The following is a 16227-nucleotide window of genomic DNA, read 5'->3' as shown; positions in this document are numbered from 1 at the left end:
GCCCCGCCGTCTGAGCGGCGGAAACGCTTTGCTCGTTCCATGCCCAGCCCCGCGCCCAGCGTCCGTCTCCACCGTCCGGTCCCCCCGGATCCTGCTCGCCCTCGACCCTTTCCCGGCGTCATCGTGGCCGTCGCGGCTCTCGTGGCGGCCGCTCTCGGCCTTCTCCGACCCGGCGTCGCCGTCGGGGCGGCAGCGGGCGCCGTCCTCGTCGCGGCCGCGTGGTCGGAGTCGCTGATCCGCTCCCGAGTCGCGCGACGAGCCGACGAGCGCCGGTTCGAGTCCGAGAGCGACTCCTTCGCGGTCGACCTGCGTCGTCTCCTCGACCGGGAGCGAGCCGAGCTCGTCCGGTCCTCCTCGTCCGGTCCGCCTCCGGGCGACGACTCCGGGCCGTTCCTCGAGCTCGGGCGGGGGAGCGTCGTCTCGGCGATCGAGGTCGTCCCTCCTGGCCCCTCGGCCACGCAGGAGCCCCGGGCCGACGCCGACCGCCGGCCCGTCGTCGATCGGGCCCCTCTCCTCGTCCCGGCCTCCGGGGGCGTCCTCGTCTCCGCCCCGCCCCGGCTCGCCCGTCGGCTGGCACGAGGACTCGCGGCGGACCTCGCGCGACGGGTGCCCGGGGCCGTCCTGATCGAGCACGAGACGGCCGACGGCACTCTCGCCCTCGTCGTGCGGGTCCCCTGGCGGGGGCGCCCGATCGACTGCCGACTGGTCGCGGGCGGGCCCGTCGAAGGCAGCGGCGGCGCCGGAAGGGGTCCCGCCGCACAACTCTGGATCGGGCCGGACGGCTCGGCACTCGCCCGATCGGTCGGCCAGGCACGCGGCGGCTGGGTGGCCGTCGAGCCCCGGATCCACGCCGAGGCGTACTCGGTGCCGGTCGCCGTACCGGCTTCCCGAGCCGATCCCGGTGCGCAGGAGCGACGGTGAGGCGGGAGCCGCGTCCTCCCGACGTGTCTGCGCGCCGCAGCGAGGCGGTGGTGTCAGGTGGTCGCGGGCACGAGTCCCGAGCCGAGACGGAGGCCTCCGACCGGGACGCCACCGCCGAGGACGCTCTCCGTCGTCCGCGTGAGAACGCGGTCCACGGCATCCTGCGCGACGGCCCCCTCGGCCACGAGCAGGTGAAGGGCGGCGAGGGTTGCGGGACGGATGCTGCCGTCGAGCACCTTGACCGCGACGGCGACGCCGTCGGTGGTGCCGACGACCAGCACGCCCTCGGCCCCGAGCTTCGCCACGACGCCGAGCTCCTCGATCGTGACCGTGTTGGCGCGGCCCTCGCCGTCGAGCGCCCAGGGATCCTGGAGGACCGCCCGGACGAGATGGCCGGCGAGAGGGTCGGCGTCCGTCGTGGCCGACGCGGCCAGACGGGCGATACCCCTCGCCAGCCCGGTCAGCGTCGTCGCGAAGACGGGTGCGCCGCAGCCGTCCACACCGGCGTGGTCGATCGCCTCGCCGGTGTACTCGGCGACGGTGTCGCGGGCCGCCTGCTGGAGCGGGTGGTCGCGGTCGTCGTAGCGCTTCGGATCCCAGCCGTTCTCGGCGCAGGCGAGGAGGAAGCTCGCGTGCTTGCCGCTGCAGTTCATGAAGAGGCGTCGCTTGGCGGTCGCCCGGCGCGCCGTCTCGCGGTCGAAGGGCCAGTCGGGCGGGCAGAGGAGGTCGTCCTCGGTGGCGCCGATGCGATCGAGCATGTCGGTCACGACGCGCTGGTGCGCCGGCGTGGCGGCGTGACTGGCCATGGCCAGCACGGCCTGGGGCCCCTCGAGTCGAACCCCCGAGCGCAGCACGGTGAGGGCCTGGAACGGCTTGAGGCACGATCGCGGGTAGATGGTGGCCCCGGCATCACCCGCGGTACGGAGCACTCGTCCCTCGGCGTCGACGACGACGGCGGCTCCGATGTGGCGGCTCTCGGCGAGTCCCGAGCGCTCGACGACGGCGAGTTCCACCGAGCCTGCGACATCGAGGGGATGGCGGTCGGCCGGCGGCGTGGGGATGGCGTGGTGGTGGTCGTTCATGAGGGGGAGTGTAACGATGGAGCGACCCCGAGGAGCGACGCGCATGTTCGACCACCACTACGAGATCGAGACGACCTGGACCGGCGACCGCGGGAGCGGCACCCTCGACTACCGGTCCTACGGCCGCGACCACGTCATCCGGGCCGCGGGGAAGCACGAGATCCAGGGGTCGTCCGACCGGCCGTTCCGCGGCGACGTCGACCGCTGGAACCCGGAGGAGATGCTCCTGAGCGCGCTCTCGCAGTGCCACCTGCTGAGCTACCTGCACTCCTGCGCGACGGGGGGAGTCGTGGTGACCGCCTATGTGGATCGGGCCGAGGGCACGATGGTGCAGACGGCCGACGGCGGCGGTCACTTCACGGAGGTCGTCCTGCGGCCGACGGTCACCGTCGCGGAGGCGTCGATGGTGGAGGCCGCGCGAGCGCTCCACGGCGAGGCGTCGACGAAGTGCTTCATCGCCTCCTCCGTCAACTTCCCGGTCCGCCACGAGCCCGTGGTGCGGGTCGCCGCGCCGGCGACGACGGACGGCACCCAGCATCCGGCCTGATTCGTCGGCGAGACTTGACGGGACCCCCGCCCGAGATCCCGAAAGCTCCTGATGCGCCGACCGCTCCTCCTCGCCACCGTCGTCCTCGTTCCCGCCCTCGTGGCGGGACTGGCCGGCTGCACGTCGTCCTCGTCGCCGACGGCCTCCGCGACACCCACGCCGACGGCGTCCGCCGAGACTCAGGCCTCCTGTGCCGCGCCCACCGCCGGCACGGCGTCGAAGGCCGTGTCGGTCCAGGGCGACCTCGGCGTCGAGCCGAAGGTCTCCTTCTCGAAGGGCCTCCAGGTGTCCTCCACCGAGCGCTCGACGGCGATCGAGGGCACCGGTGCCAAGGCGGTGACGGGCACGCTGCTCGACGTCGCCTTCACGATCTACGACGCCGAGACGGGCAAGAAGGTCACGAGCGCCGGCTACAAGGGCACGGCCGCCGCCCAGTTCACCGTCAGCACCGGCCTCTATCTCCCCGGCCTCGTCAAGGCGATGCACTGCGCGCCGATCGGGTCCCGCACGGTCACCGTGGCCGACTCCGCCGACATGTTCGGCACGAACGGGTCCGAGTCGTTCGGCATCGCCGCGGGCGACGACCTGGTCGTCGTGATGGACCTCCTCGACAGCGTCCCGACGAAGGCGACGGGCACGCCCGTCACGCCGAAGGCCGGCTTCCCGACCGTCGCCCTCGCCGACGACGGTCGCCCCGCGCTGACGCTGCCGAAGACCGACCCGCCGTCGTCCCTCCAGCTCGAGGTCCTGAAGAAGGGCACGGGCGCCACGGTGGCGTCCGGCGCGAACGTCACCGTGCAGTATCAGGGCACGCTCTGGCGCACCGGCAAGGTCTTCGACCAGAGCTGGGGCTCCGGGCCGACGACGTTCTCGACGGACAAGGTCGTGACGGGCTTCAAGAAGGCCATCGTGGGTCAGACGATCGGGTCGCAGGTGGTCGTGATCGTGCCTCCCGCCGACGGCTACGGCACGGCCGGCAACGACACCGCGGGCATCAAGGGCACCGACACGCTCGTCTTCGTCGTCGACATCCTCGCCACCAGCTGACAGCGGGCCGCAGGAGCCCCGGGGCGACGTCCTAGTCTGGTGCGATGCGACGCATCACCGTTCTCGGCTCCACCGGTTCCATCGGCGTCCAGGCGCTCGACGTCATCCGCGCCAACCCGCACCTCTTCACCGTGGTCGGTCTCTCGGCCGGAAGCAACCGCGACCTCCTCGGGGAGCAGGCGGCGGAGTTCGGCGTGGAGCACACGGCGCTCGGCACCGACGAGTCGGTCGCCCTCGTCCGCGACGTCGAGACGGACGTCGTCCTCAACGGCATCACCGGGTCGGTCGGGCTCGGCCCCACGCTCGCGGCGCTCGAGTCCGGGGCGACGCTCGCCCTCGCCAACAAGGAGAGCCTGATCGTCGGCGGCGACCTGGTGAAGGCCGCGGCCGGTCCCGGTCAGCTCGTTCCGGTCGACTCGGAGCACTCGGCGATCGCGCAGGCGCTGCGAGCCGGCGCCGAGACGGAGGTGCGGCGACTCGTGCTCACCGCATCCGGCGGTCCGTTCCGCGGGCGGAGCCGCGACTCCCTCGTCGGGGTGACGCCCCGCGAGGCCCTGGCCCATCCGACCTGGGACATGGGGCTCGTCGTGACGACGAACTCGTCGACCCTCGTCAACAAGGGGCTGGAGGTCATCGAGGCGCACCTGCTCTTCGACGTCGACTACGACCGCATCGACGTCACGGTCCACCCGCAGTCCATCGTCCACTCGATGGTCGAGTTCGTCGACGGCTCGACCATCGCCCAGGCCTCGCCGCCCGACATGCGCCTTCCGATCGCGCTGGGCATGGGCTGGCCCGACCGGGTTCCGGGGGTCGGCGTCCCCCTCGACTGGACCACCGCGTCGACGTGGACCTTCGAGCCGCTCGACGAGGTCGCCTTCCCCTCCGTCGCCCTGGCGAAGGAGGTCGGCACGCGGGGAGCGACGTTCCCGGCCGTCTTCAACGCGGCCAACGAGCAGGCGGTGCTCGCGTTCCACGCGGGCCGGATCGGGTACCTCGACATCCTCGACACGATCCGCGCCGTGGTCGACGTCCACGAGCCCGAGGCGCTCTCCCTCGACGGCGTGCTGGAGGCCGAGCGCTGGGCCCGTGCCCGCGCCGACCAGGCGATCGATGCCAGGTCTTCTGCGCGCTGAGCGGGCGCGAGAGCGACAGCCGCCACTCGGCGCGCGTCCGGCGGAATCACCGAATCGGTCCCGTACTGTGTGCTCGTGGAAACCGTCCTGCTCTACGTCCTCGGCATTCTGATCGTCGCCGCGGGCCTCGTCCTGTCGATCGGCCTGCACGAGATCGGCCACCTCGTCCCGGCGAAGGCGTTCGGCGTCAAGGTCGGGCAGTACATGATCGGCTTCGGTCCGACGCTGTTCTCCCGGAAACGCGGCGAGACGGAATACGGCGTGAAGGCCATCCCGCTGGGCGGCTACATCTCGATGGCGGGCATGTACCCGCCGCCGAAGACCGAGGCGGCAGCCGCCGAGCCGGGCGGCGCGCACTCGCGGACCGCCACGACCGGCGTCTTCCAGACCCTCGTCCAGGAGGCCCCGGCGGAGCCCACGTCGCACGACGACGACGCCCGCTCCTTCTACCGACTGGCGGTGCCGAAGCGGATCGTGATCATGCTGGGCGGCCCGCTGATGAACCTCCTCATCGCCGTGGTGCTCTACGGCGTCGTCCTCTGCGCGTTCGGCGTGCAGCAGCCGTCCACCACCGTCGGCTCGGTCTCCCAGTGCGTCCTCCCGCCCACGTCCACCGCCACCTCGTGCCCGGCAGGAGCCGCGGAGTCACCCGCCGCCGCCGCGGGCATCCGCCCGGGCGACGAGCTCGTCAGCGTCGACGGCACCGCCGTCACGGGCTGGACCCAGGCGACCTCGATCATCCAGAAGAGCCCGGGCACCGCCATAGACATCGTCGTGCTGCGCGACCACGCGCGGAAGACGCTGACGATGACCCCGCTCCTGACCGAGCGCTACGTCACGGACACGGCGGGCAACGTCGTCACGAACGCCGCCGGGGTCAAGGAGACCGAGAAGGTCGGCTTCGTCGGCATCGGGGCGGCTCTCGCGAGGGTGCAGCAGCCGGTCACGGCCGTCCTCCCGGCGGTGGGAGACAACATCGGGAGCGTCGTCCATCTGATCGTCAACCTGCCCGAGCGCCTCGTCGGAGTCGCCAAGGCCGCGTTCGGCGGCGGGACCCGCGATCCCAACGGTCCCGTCGGGGTCGTCGGCGTCGGTCGCCTGGCCGGGGACGTCGCAAGCCTCGACTCGGTTCCGATCCTCGACCGCGCCAGCGCCCTGGTCGGGATCCTCGCGTCGCTCAACGTGGCGCTCTTCGTCTTCAACCTCGTCCCGCTCCTGCCGTTGGACGGCGGCCACGTGGCCGGCGCGATCATCGAGGGCGTCCGCCGATCCGTCGCGAAGCTCTTCGGGAAGCGCGATCCCGGCCCCGTCGACCCGTCCAAGATCCTGCCGCTCACCCTCGTCGTCGTGACCGTGCTCGGGGCCATGAGCCTGCTGCTCGTCTACGCGGACATCGTGAACCCGATCAAGCTCGGCGGCTGACAGCCAGATCGCGGGAGGCGGGCCTACGATGAGGTCGTGCCTGCAGTCAATCTCGGAATGCCCAAAGTCCCCGAAACCCTTGCTCCGCGTCGCAAGTCGCGCCAGATCAAGGTCGGCAAGGTCCTGGTGGGCGGCAACGCCCCCGTCAGCGTGCAATCGATGTGCACGACCCCCACGACGAACATCAACGCGACGCTCCAGCAGATCGCCGAGCTGACGGCCTCGGGCTGCGACATCGTCCGCGTCGCGGTGCCGAGCCGCGACGACGCCGAGGCGCTGCCGATCATCGCCAAGAAGAGCAACATCCCGGTGATCGCCGACATCCACTTCCAGCCCAACTACGTCTACGCGGCCATCGACGCCGGCTGCGCGGCCGTGCGCGTCAACCCGGGCAACATCCGCAAGTTCGACGACCAGGTCGGGAAGATCGCCGCCGCCGCCAAGGCCGCCGACGTCTCCATCCGCATCGGCGTGAACGCGGGTTCGCTCGAGCCCAACATCATGCAGAAGTACGGCAAGGCGACCCCGGAGGCGCTCGTCGAGAGCGCCGTCTGGGAGGCGAGCCTCTTCGAGGAGCACGACTTCCACGACTTCAAGATCTCGGTCAAGCACAACGACCCGGTCGTCATGGTCAAGGCCTACCGGCTCCTCGCGGAGCGCGGCGACTGGCCGCTGCACCTCGGCGTGACCGAGGCCGGGCCGTCCTTCCAGGGCACGATCAAGAGCGCCACGGCGTTCGGCATCCTGCTCGGCGAGGGCATCGGCGACACGATCCGGGTCTCCCTGAGCGCGCCGCCGGCCGAGGAGGTCAAGGTGGGCCTCCAGATCCTGCAGTCGCTCAACCTGCGCGAGCGCAAGCTCGAGATCGTCAGCTGCCCCAGCTGCGGTCGCGCGCAGGTCGACGTCTACAAGCTCGCCAACGACGTCACGGACGGCCTGGAGGGCATGACCGTGCCGCTCCGCGTCGCCGTCATGGGCTGCGTCGTGAACGGCCCGGGCGAGGCGCGCGACGCCGACCTCGGCGTCGCCTCCGGCAACGGCAAGGGTCAGATCTTCGTCAGGGGCGAGGTCATCAAGACGGTTCCCGAGAGCGAGATCGTCGAGACGCTCATCTTCGAGGCGAACCGCCTCGCGGCCGAGATGCCCCCGGGTGAGCTCGGATCGCCCGAGGTCGTCACCGTCTGAGCGCCGGTCGGCGGCCTCCGGTCGGGCTGTCAGAGGGCTGGTTTAGGCTGACCGCGTGACAGACACCACCGCACCCCCCTCGGCCGATCCGGCCGGAGCCGCGTCCCCCGGCGAGGCCCACGACGCGCCTCCCATCACGGCCGACGAGCTCCGTCGGGCGGGCGACATCGTCGCGCGCGTCACGGAGGCGTTCGAGGCGAAGGTCGTGGGTCAGAGGGGTCTGCGCGACTCCCTGCTGGTGGCCCTGCTCACCGGCGGGCACGTCCTCCTCGAGAGCGTTCCCGGGCTCGCCAAGACCACGGCGGCGCAGACCCTCGCCCGAGCCGTCGACGCCAGCTTCCGTCGCATCCAGTGCACGCCCGACCTCCTGCCGAGCGACATCACCGGCACGCAGATCTACGACGCCAAGAGCTCGACCTTCGTGACGCAGCTCGGCCCCGTGCACTCGCACTTCGTCCTCCTCGACGAGATCAACCGTTCGAGCGCCAAGACGCAGAGCGCCATGCTCGAGGCCATGCAGGAGCGGCAGACGTCGATCGGCGGCACCGTCTACCGGTTGCCGCAGCCGTTCCTGGTCCTCGCGACCCAGAACCCGATCGAGCAGGAGGGCACCTATCAGCTCCCCGAGGCGCAGCTCGACCGCTTCCTGCTGAAGGAGATCCTCGACTACCCCTCGCCGGCCGAGGAGGCGGAGATCATCCGTCGCATCGAGCGGGGCGTCTACGAGGCCGACGCCGAGCAGCCGACCGGCGTCCACCTCGACGACGTGATCGAGTTGCAGTCGCTCGCCAAGCGCGTCTACATCGATCCGTCGATCGTCAACTACATCGTGCAGCTCGTCTACGTGACGCGGCACCCGCACTCGTACATCGCCGGCACTCTGGCCGACTACATCCAGTTCGGCGCCAGCCCCCGCGCGAGCATCGCGTTCACGCAGGCGGCCAGGGCTCTGGCCCTCCTCAACGGGCGCGACTACGTCATCCCCGACGACGTCAAGCACCTCCGTCACGGGGTCCTCCGCCACCGGCTCATCCTGGGCTACGAGGCGGCCGCCGACGAGGTGAAGCCCGAGACGATCATCGACGCGATCTTCGGCGCCGTGCGAACCCCGTGAGTCCCCGCGTGGGGCATCTTCCGGCGACTCGCCGAGCGCGGGTGCAGGTCTCCTAGTGCCCCGACTCCTGCGTCGCGTCTCGACGAAGATGAGCATCTTCGCCCACCGGAAGACCCTCGATCTCCTGGAGGGCGGCTACGCCTCCGTGCACCGCGGCAGGAGCCACGACTTCGACGATCTCCGCGCCTACGTTCCCGGCGACGAGGTCAAAGACATCGACTGGAAGGCCACCGCCCGCCACGGCGAGCCGCTGGTCAAGCGCTATATCGCCTCCCGCCGGCACCACCTCGTCCTCGTGGTCGACACCGGGCGCAACATGGCGGCCACCTCCGAGAGCGGGGAGAGCAAGAAAGACGTCGCCATCCTCGCGGCCGGCGGCTTGGCCTCCATCGCCGCCGCCCACGGCGACGTCGTGTCGATGGTCGTCGGCGACGAGACGGGTGCTCGCGCCTTCCCGACGGGTCAGAAGGAGGATCATCTCGAACGCCTGCTCCGCGCCGTCGACGCCCGCATCACCCTCGACGCCCCCAGGAGCGACGTGCTCCGCCTCCTCGACCACGTCGCCCGGCACCTCGTCACGCGGTCCCTCCTGCTCGTCGTCACCGACGACATCCGGCTGACCGAGGCGCACTCCGCCGTCCTCCGTCGGCTCCGGGCGAGACACGACGTGCTGTGGCTGACGATCGGCGACGCCGACCTGGTCCGCGAGCCCGTCCCGGCGACCGCCGGCCGCCTCCCGCGCGCCGACAGGGCAGGCGGAGTCGTCGATCCCGAGATCTACGATGTGCAGGAGATGGCGGCCCTCCCCGCCTACGTGCGCTCGAACCGCCGTCTGCGGGGCCTCTTCACCGAGGTCGCCGAGCGGAACGTCCGCGCCACCGAAGACGACCTGCGCCTCCTCGGCGTCGCGAGCAACCGCATCGCCTCCGAGGCCGAGGTCGTCCGCGGGCTGCTGACCCTCCTCGAGAGGCATCGGCGTGCTGAACGATAGGGGCTACTTCGGGCCGGCTCAATACCCGCACTTCCCGGTCTACCTGGTGGTGGGCATCCTGCTGCTCGCCCTCGTCGTCGGCTGGTACGTCTTCGTCGTCCGCTTCTCCAGGAGCCGGTTCCCCCGGCCCGTCGTCGCCGGGCCGGCGCCGCGACCCGACCTGCCGGCGCTCCGCGCGAAATACCTGGCGATGATCGACGAGGTCGAGTCGGAGCACCGCGCCGGACGCCTCCCTGAGCGTGCCCTCGCCTCCCGCCTGAGTCTCCTGCTCCGCTTCTTCGCCTTCGAAGCGTCGGGCGTCGACGCCCAGGTGATGACGCTGACCGACCTCCGCCAGGCCGCCCTTCCGGCCGTCACCGGCGCGGTCGAGCAGTACTACCCGCCCGCCTTCCAGAAGCGCCACCCCGGCGATCCCGCGGGTGCCGTGGCGACGGCCCGGGAGGTGGTGCGCTCGTGGAGCTGACCTTCTGGTGGATGCCGCTCGTCGCGATCGCCCTCGCGGTGGCGGGAGTCGTCGTCTACGTCACCTGGCGCAAGCGGTCCCGGGAGCGGTCGACGAGGAGCGGCACCCCCGTCGCCCACAGCGAGCGGCTGACCGAGCTGCCGGAGTACCGCCGTGTCCTCCGGCGCTACCGGACCCTGCTCGCGGGGCTCCTCGCCCTCGTCGTCGTGGCGGCCGGGGGAGGGGTCCTCCTGGCATCGCGCGTCTCGAGCGTCGACGTCGTCGACCCGCAGTCCTACAAGCGCGACATCGTCCTCTGCCTCGACGTCTCCGGGTCGATGACCGACGTCGACGCGAAGATCGTCGACACGTTCGCGACGCTCGCCGACTCGCTGCACGGGGAACGCATCGGCCTGACCATCTTCGACAGCTCGGCGGTCCAGGTGTTCCCGCTGACCGACGACTACGGCTTCGTCCAGACCGAGCTGCGCAGCTACCGCGACTCGTTCCGGTCCCAGGGCGAGAGCGGCGTCCGCTACTGGACGGGAACCGACCTCGGCCAGGGCGCCTCGCTCATCGGTGACGGCCTCGCCTCCTGCGTCCTCGGTTTCGACGGCTCCGCGTCGAGCTCGCGGCCGCGATCGATCGTCCTGGCGACCGACAACTACGTCAACGGCAGCCCGCTCCTCACCCTGAAGCAGGCGGGCGACCTCGCGACGAAGAAGGGCGTCCGGGTCTACGCGGTCGATCCCGTCGACTACTCGGTCGACGGCTCGCTGCCGTCGGTCGCCACCGAGCTGAAGACGGTGGCGGAGGGCACGGGTGGCGGCTTCTTCGGCCTGACGAGCGCCGAGACGATCCCGACCATCGTGCAGAAGATCGACGAGCGCGAGGCCGGCCTCTTCACCGGGGCGAAGCGGCTCGTCGTCGCCGACCATCCGGGCCCGCTGATCGTCGTCTCCCTCCTCGTGGTGATGGCGTCCCTGGGTCTGCTCTGGAGGCTCCGACTGTGACCCGCCTCGTCTGGAACCCCGTTCTGCCCGTCGGCCTCCTGGTGGCCCTGGGCGTCGTCGCCCTCGGGTTCGTCGTCTGGCGGCTGGTGGCCGAGCGCGCCCACCGCAGGATGCTCGGGGCCTGGGTCCGCCGCGGCGTCGTCGTGTCCCTCCTCCTCGTGATGGCCGCACGACCGGGGCTCCCGGGAGGCTCGGCCGCGGCCTCCGTCGCCGAGCTCAACGTCTTCTTCGTGGTCGACACCACCTCCAGCGTCGCCGCGGAGGACTGGGACGGCCAGAAGCCCCGTCTCGACGGCGTCCGCAGCGACATCCGAGCACTGACCGGCGATCTGGCCGGCGCCCGCTTCGCCCTGATCACGTTCGACAGCACCGCCATCCAGCGGGTCCCCCTCACGCAGGATGCCTCCGCGATCGTCACGGCGGCCGACACCATGCGCCAGGAGGTCACCTACTACTCGCGCGGCAGCTCCATCTCCGAGGCGAACACGCTGCTCGTCGACCGGCTGGCCGCGGCCCGGAAGAGCGACCCGAACCGCGCGAACGTCGTCTACTACCTCGGTGACGGGGAGCAGACGGCGGCCACCTCGCCCGGCTCCTTCCAGGCGGCGAAGAACGCCACCGACGGCGGGGGAGTCCTCGGCTACGGGACGACGGCAGGCGGGCGCATGAAGGAGTTCGACGGCTACGGCGACGAGTACTCCGCCGATCGCTACATCAAGGACAAGACGCAGAGCGGCTCCCCGGACGCCCTCTCGCGGATCGACGAGGGCGCCCTGCGAGCCGTGGCCCAGCAGCTCGGCGTGCCCTACCTCCACCGCGAGGCGGGCGGCTCTCTGGCCGGCGTGGTCGCCGACGAGAAGGGTGGGCGCGTGACGTCCTCGACCGGGAGCACCGACAGCGTGATCGATCTCTACTGGATCGGGGCCATCCCGCTCTTCCTTCTGCTGTTCGTCGAGATCGCCGTCGTCGCGCGGGCCCTCGGCGACGTCCGACCCCGCCCGGGGGAGCGACCCGGGCTCCGCCGCGGGGCCCGAGCCGCTCGAGGAGAGAACGCGTGACCGACACCCTCCGTCCCCTGTTCTCCCCGCCCCCGCCGCCGGGGGTCATCGAGCCGTTCGAGCGCGAGGAGGCGACGCCCCCCGAGGTCGTGGCCTATCGCAGGAGCCTCCGCCGGCGCCTCCTGCTCGTCTCGCTGCCCTTCGTGGTCGTGGTGGTCCTCGTCGCGCTGAAGCTCCTGAGCATGCCGGTGCTCGCCGCCGTGTCGCAGGCGACCTACGGCGCCAGGTCGTACGATAACAGCGTCGCCGCCGCGGACGGCCTCGGTGTCGTGAACGTCGTCGAACGCTGGGTGCAGCACTTCGATCGCGGTGCGGCCCTCGGGCAGATCGGCCTCCTGGAGGAGTCCCGCTCCGAGCTGGAGCGAGCCCTCGCACTCGTTCCGGCGAGCGACACGACGTCGAGCTGCCGCGTGCGCACCGACCTCGTCCTCGTCGTCGAGCAGCAGGGCGACAGCGCCGTCCTCGATCAGCAGTTCGCACGCGCCGACGCGTTCTACAAGCAGTCGCTGGCACTCCTCCAGGGCGCACCCGGCGGCTGCTTCCGATCATCCGACCAAGCCGCCACGCCCGACAGCAAGAAGCCGCTCGACGACGCGCAGAGCCGCCTCGAGCAGAAGCAGAAGCAGGCCGAACAACAGGCCGGCGGATCGACGGGCTCGCCCGGCCAGGGCGGCGCACCCGGCGGGCAGAACCCCGGCGGGCAGAACGGCCAGGGCCAGGGGAGTCAGGGCGGTCAGGACCCGTCGCCCGGGGGGCAAGGCGGCCAGGGACAGAGCCCTCTCGACAAGCTCCAGCAGAAAGACGGTCAGGCGCAGAAACAGCAGCAGCAGCAGAACGACCGCAACCGGTCGTTCGAGCAGAATCCGAAGGACTACTCCGGCAAGCCCTGGTGACGGTCGGCTCTGCGGTGCCCGAGCCGCGCCGATAAGGTAGCGGGGTGTCCACGCGCCTCTCTCAGCTCTTCGTCCGAACCCTCCGTGAAGATCCCTCCGACGCGGAGGTGACGAGCCACCGCCTGCTCGTCCGCGCCGGCTACATCCGTCGCCAGGCGCCGGGCATCTTCGCCTGGCTGCCCCTCGGTCTCCGGGTCAAGGGGCGCATCGAGCGCATCGTGCGGGAGGAGATGGAGAGGGCGGGCGCGCAGGAGGTCCACTTCCCCGGGCTCCTGCCGCGCGAGACCTACGAGGCCACCGGTCGCTGGACCGAGTACGGCGACGGCATCTTCCGGCTCAAGGATCGGAAGGACGCCGACTACCTCCTCGCTCCCACGCACGAGGAGGCCTTCACCCTGCTGGTGAAAGACCTGTACTCGTCCTACAAGGACCTCCCGCTGAGCCTCTACCAGATCCAGGACAAGTACCGCGACGAGGCGCGTCCCCGCGCCGGACTCCTGCGCGGCCGCGAGTTCACCATGAAGGACGCCTACTCGTTCGACGCGACCGACGCCGGGCTCGACCGCAGCTACCAGATCCAGCGGGACGCCTACGAGCGCATCTTCGCGAGGCTCGGCCTCGAGTACGTCATCGTCAAGGCGGACGCGGGCGCGATGGGCGGGTCGAAGAGCGAGGAGTTCCTCCACCCCACGCCCGTCGGCGAGGACACCTTCGTGCGCTCCGCGGGTGGCTATGCGGCCAACGTCGAGGCCTTCACCACGATCGTCCCCGCGTCGATCCCGCTCGAGGGCCTCGACGAGGCGACCCTCCTCGATCCTGCGGACACGCCCACCATCGACACGCTCGTGGCGGAGCTGAACGCCACTGTGCCCCGCGCCGAGGGCCCGTGGACCGCCGCCGACACGCTCAAGAACGTGATCCTGGCGCTCACGCACCTCGACGGGACCAGCGAGATCGTGGCCGTCGGCCTGCCCGGCGACCGCGACGTCGACATGAAGCGCGTCGAGGTGGCGTTCTACCCCGCCGAGGTCGAGCAGGCCACGGAGGCCGACTTCGCCAAGAACCCCGCTCTCGTCAAGGGCTACATCGGGCCGCAGGTGCTCGGGGCCGAGTCGGAGTCGGGGATCCGCTACGTCGTCGACCCGCGGGTCGTCGAGGGATCCGCGTGGGTGACCGGTGCGAACGTCCAGGGCGTCCACGTCCGCGGCCTCGTGGCGGGGCGCGACTTCACGCCGGACGGCACCATCGAGGTCGCACAGGTCCGGGAGGGGGATCCTGCGCCCGACGGCTCCGGTCCCATCGAGACCGCGCGCGGCATGGAGATCGGCCACGTCTTCCAGCTCGGCCGGAAGTACGCCGAGATCCTCGGGCTCAAGGTGCTCGACGAGAACGGCAAGCAGGTGACGGTGACGATGGGCTCGTACGGGATCGGGATCACGCGCATCCTGGCCGTCATCGCCGAGTCCAACAACGACGAGAAGGGCCTCGTCTGGCCCGAGAACGTGTCGCCGTTCGACGTCCACGTCGTGGCCACCGGCAAAGACCAGGTCGTCTACGACGTCGCCGAGAAGCTCGTGGGAGACCTCGAGGCCCACCGTCTCGACGTGTTGTTCGACGATCGCCCCAAGGTGTCGCCCGGCGTCAAGTTCGGCGACGCCGAGCTCATCGGCGTGCCGTGGATCGTCATCGTCGGGCGCAGCGCCGCCGAGGGGATCGTCGAGCTCTGGGACCGCCGCACGGGGGAGCGCACGCCGGTCCCCGTGGCGGATGCGGTCAGCCGACTCGCCTCACCTCGGGTACCGTAGAGGGGTGCTGCGCGCGCCACCGTGCGTGCAGCGAACAATTCTGAATAGTGGAGGCCCTCAGTGGATATCGACCTGAGCGTGCTGCGTCTCATGGAGCGCGAGCGCGAGATTCCCTTCGACGAACTCGTGCGCATCATCGAGCAGGCCATCCTCACGGCCTACCTCAAGCACGAAGACCACCCGGAGGCCCCGGGCGACAAGCCCTCGGCCCGCGTCGAACTCGACCGCAAGACCGGTCACGTGTCGGTCTACTCGATCGAGCACGACGAGAACGGCGAGGTCGTCGGCGAGGCGATCGAGACGCCTGACGACTTCGGTCGGATCGCGGCCTTCGCCGCCAAGCAGGTCATCAACCAGCGGTTGCGCGACATCGGCGACGACAAGGTGCTCGGCCAGTTCAAAGGTCGTGAGGGCGAGATCGTCGCCGGTGTCATCCAGCAGGGTCCCAACCCGCGGATGATCCACGTCGACCTCGGCTCCTTCGAGGCGATCCTGCCTCCCGAGGAGCAGGTGCCCGGCGAGAACTACGCGCACGGCACCCGCATCCGCGTCTTCGTCACGAGCGTGAGCAAGGGGCTCAAGGGACCGTCGGTCACCGTGTCGCGGACCCACCCGTCACTGGTGCGCAAGCTCTTCGCGCTCGAGGTGCCCGAGATCGCCTCCGGCGTCGTCGAGATCGTGTCGCTCGCCCGCGAGGCCGGACACCGGACGAAGATCGCCGTCCGCGCGACCGAGCCGGGCGTGAACGCCAAGGGCGCGTGCATCGGCGAGCTGGGCCAGCGTGTCCGAGCGGTCACCGCGGAGCTCAACAACGAGAAGATCGACATCGTCGACTACTCGCCCGATCTCCCGACCTTCGTCGCCAGCGCGCTGTCGCCGGCGAAGGTGTCCAGTGCATTCGTCATCGACGCCGCGACCAAAGCCGTCCGGGCGCTCGTCCCCGACTACCAGCTGTCGCTCGCGATCGGCAAGGAGGGCCAGAACGCCCGTCTCGCCGCCAAGCTGACGGGCGCGCGCATCGACATCCAGCCCGACTCGATCCTCGAGGACTGAGGCGTCGGGCGCTGACGTCCTCAAAGACTGACGCCCTCGCGACACGCCACGAACGGGCGTTCTCCCGAAAGGTGAGCGGCGTTTCGTGGAGTCTCGAGGGATGAACGGACCGGGCGACACGCGACCGCAGGATGCGAGTTCGCCCGTGGCGTCCCCGTCCGAGAGAGAGCAGGGGGTAAGATGATTCCTGTCAGAACGTGCATCGGCACGCGAACGCGCGCTCCAAGGTCCTCTCTTCTGAGGATCGTGGCCCACGAGGGTCGCGTCGTGGTGGATTCCACCGCGACGGAACCCGGGCGGGGCGCTTGGTTGCAGCCGTCGATGCAGGCCTACGAGTCCGCCGTTCGGCGCAAGGCATTCCGTCGGGCGTTGAGGCTCGACTCGGAGCCTGACACCAGCCAGGTGCTGGAGTACCTCCAGCGCCTCGAACATCCCCTCCCGTGAGCACCATTCCACGATCCCGCGCCGCCGACATCTCGTCGACGCGCATCAAGTAAAGGCTGAACGGCTTATGGACA

16 protein-coding genes are annotated in these 16227 nt (G+C 70.8%); 15 read left to right on the top strand and 1 reads right to left on the bottom strand.

Going from position 1 to position 16227, the window contains the following annotated elements:
- Positions 1 to 39 precede the first annotated feature (39 nt).
- The gene (locus tag AS850_RS08695; RefSeq protein WP_123955477.1) at positions 40 to 921 is read left to right on the top strand and encodes a hypothetical protein; all 882 of its coding nucleotides are present in this window, start codon (positions 40 to 42) and stop codon (positions 919 to 921) included.
- 53 nt (positions 922 to 974) lie between these two features.
- Here AS850_RS08695 and AS850_RS08690 read toward each other — a convergent pair whose 3' ends face one another.
- A complete protein-coding gene (locus AS850_RS08690; RefSeq protein ID WP_119868755.1) occupies positions 975 to 2003 on the bottom strand; it encodes an asparaginase in 1029 nt (342 codons plus the stop codon).
- A gap of 43 nt (positions 2004 to 2046) precedes the next feature.
- Here AS850_RS08690 and AS850_RS08685 point away from each other — a divergent pair, with 43 nt between their 5' ends.
- From AS850_RS08685 to AS850_RS17055, 14 genes are all read left to right on the top strand, one after another.
- A complete protein-coding gene (locus tag AS850_RS08685) occupies positions 2047 to 2550 on the top strand; it encodes an OsmC family protein (RefSeq protein ID WP_119868754.1) in 504 nt (167 codons plus the stop codon).
- 51 nt (positions 2551 to 2601) lie between these two features.
- Complete coding sequence (locus AS850_RS08680; RefSeq protein ID WP_119868753.1) at positions 2602 to 3597, top strand: FKBP-type peptidyl-prolyl cis-trans isomerase; 996 nt, start codon at positions 2602 to 2604, stop codon at positions 3595 to 3597.
- Positions 3598 to 3641: 44 nt separating this feature from the next.
- Positions 3642 to 4733 (top strand): 1-deoxy-D-xylulose-5-phosphate reductoisomerase, encoded by a 1092-nt coding sequence (locus AS850_RS08675; RefSeq protein WP_119868752.1) that lies wholly within the window; start codon positions 3642 to 3644, stop codon positions 4731 to 4733.
- Positions 4734 to 4808: 75 nt separating this feature from the next.
- Positions 4809 to 6155, top strand: a complete 1347-nt coding sequence (locus tag AS850_RS08670; RefSeq protein WP_119870223.1) for a M50 family metallopeptidase — start codon at positions 4809 to 4811, stop codon at positions 6153 to 6155.
- Between the two features lie 36 nt (positions 6156 to 6191).
- The gene (gene ispG / locus AS850_RS08665; protein ID WP_173795185.1) at positions 6192 to 7340 is read left to right on the top strand and encodes a flavodoxin-dependent (E)-4-hydroxy-3-methylbut-2-enyl-diphosphate synthase; all 1149 of its coding nucleotides are present in this window, start codon (positions 6192 to 6194) and stop codon (positions 7338 to 7340) included.
- A 133-nt stretch (positions 7341 to 7473) separates the two neighbouring features.
- The gene (locus AS850_RS08660; RefSeq protein ID WP_119870222.1) at positions 7474 to 8454 is read left to right on the top strand and encodes an AAA family ATPase; all 981 of its coding nucleotides are present in this window, start codon (positions 7474 to 7476) and stop codon (positions 8452 to 8454) included.
- A gap of 88 nt (positions 8455 to 8542) precedes the next feature.
- Positions 8543 to 9445, top strand: a complete 903-nt coding sequence (locus AS850_RS08655) for a DUF58 domain-containing protein (RefSeq protein WP_236940657.1) — start codon at positions 8543 to 8545, stop codon at positions 9443 to 9445.
- The gene (locus AS850_RS08650) at positions 9432 to 9908 is read left to right on the top strand and encodes a hypothetical protein (RefSeq protein WP_119868749.1); all 477 of its coding nucleotides are present in this window, start codon (positions 9432 to 9434) and stop codon (positions 9906 to 9908) included. The genes AS850_RS08655 and AS850_RS08650 overlap by 14 nt, the downstream gene beginning before the upstream one ends.
- Entirely contained in the window at positions 9899 to 10900 is a 1002-nt protein-coding gene (locus tag AS850_RS08645) for a VWA domain-containing protein (RefSeq protein ID WP_119868748.1), read from the top strand. Before AS850_RS08650 ends, AS850_RS08645 begins: the two co-directional genes overlap by 10 nt.
- Positions 10897 to 11958, top strand: coding sequence for a vWA domain-containing protein (locus AS850_RS08640; RefSeq protein WP_119868747.1), 1062 nt, complete (start codon positions 10897 to 10899; stop codon positions 11956 to 11958). Before AS850_RS08645 ends, AS850_RS08640 begins: the two co-directional genes overlap by 4 nt.
- A complete protein-coding gene (locus tag AS850_RS08635; protein WP_119868746.1) occupies positions 11955 to 12851 on the top strand; it encodes a hypothetical protein in 897 nt (298 codons plus the stop codon). Before AS850_RS08640 ends, AS850_RS08635 begins: the two co-directional genes overlap by 4 nt.
- A gap of 44 nt (positions 12852 to 12895) precedes the next feature.
- Positions 12896 to 14656, top strand: a complete 1761-nt coding sequence (locus AS850_RS08630; RefSeq protein WP_119868745.1) for a proline--tRNA ligase — start codon at positions 12896 to 12898, stop codon at positions 14654 to 14656.
- A 60-nt stretch (positions 14657 to 14716) separates the two neighbouring features.
- Positions 14717 to 15709, top strand: coding sequence for a transcription termination factor NusA (nusA, locus tag AS850_RS08625; RefSeq protein ID WP_119868744.1), 993 nt, complete (start codon positions 14717 to 14719; stop codon positions 15707 to 15709).
- A 180-nt stretch (positions 15710 to 15889) separates the two neighbouring features.
- Positions 15890 to 16153: a YlxR family protein gene (locus AS850_RS17055; protein WP_119868743.1), complete on the top strand. Its 264-nt coding sequence runs from the start codon at positions 15890 to 15892 to the stop codon at positions 16151 to 16153.
- The last annotated feature ends 74 nt before the right edge of the window (positions 16154 to 16227 follow it).

Source organism: Frondihabitans sp. 762G35, assembly GCF_002074055.1.
Taxonomy (GTDB): domain Bacteria; phylum Actinomycetota; class Actinomycetes; order Actinomycetales; family Microbacteriaceae; genus Frondihabitans.
The sequence above is the reverse complement of the archived record's forward strand: the minus strand, read 5'-3'. Positions and strand labels throughout refer to the sequence as shown.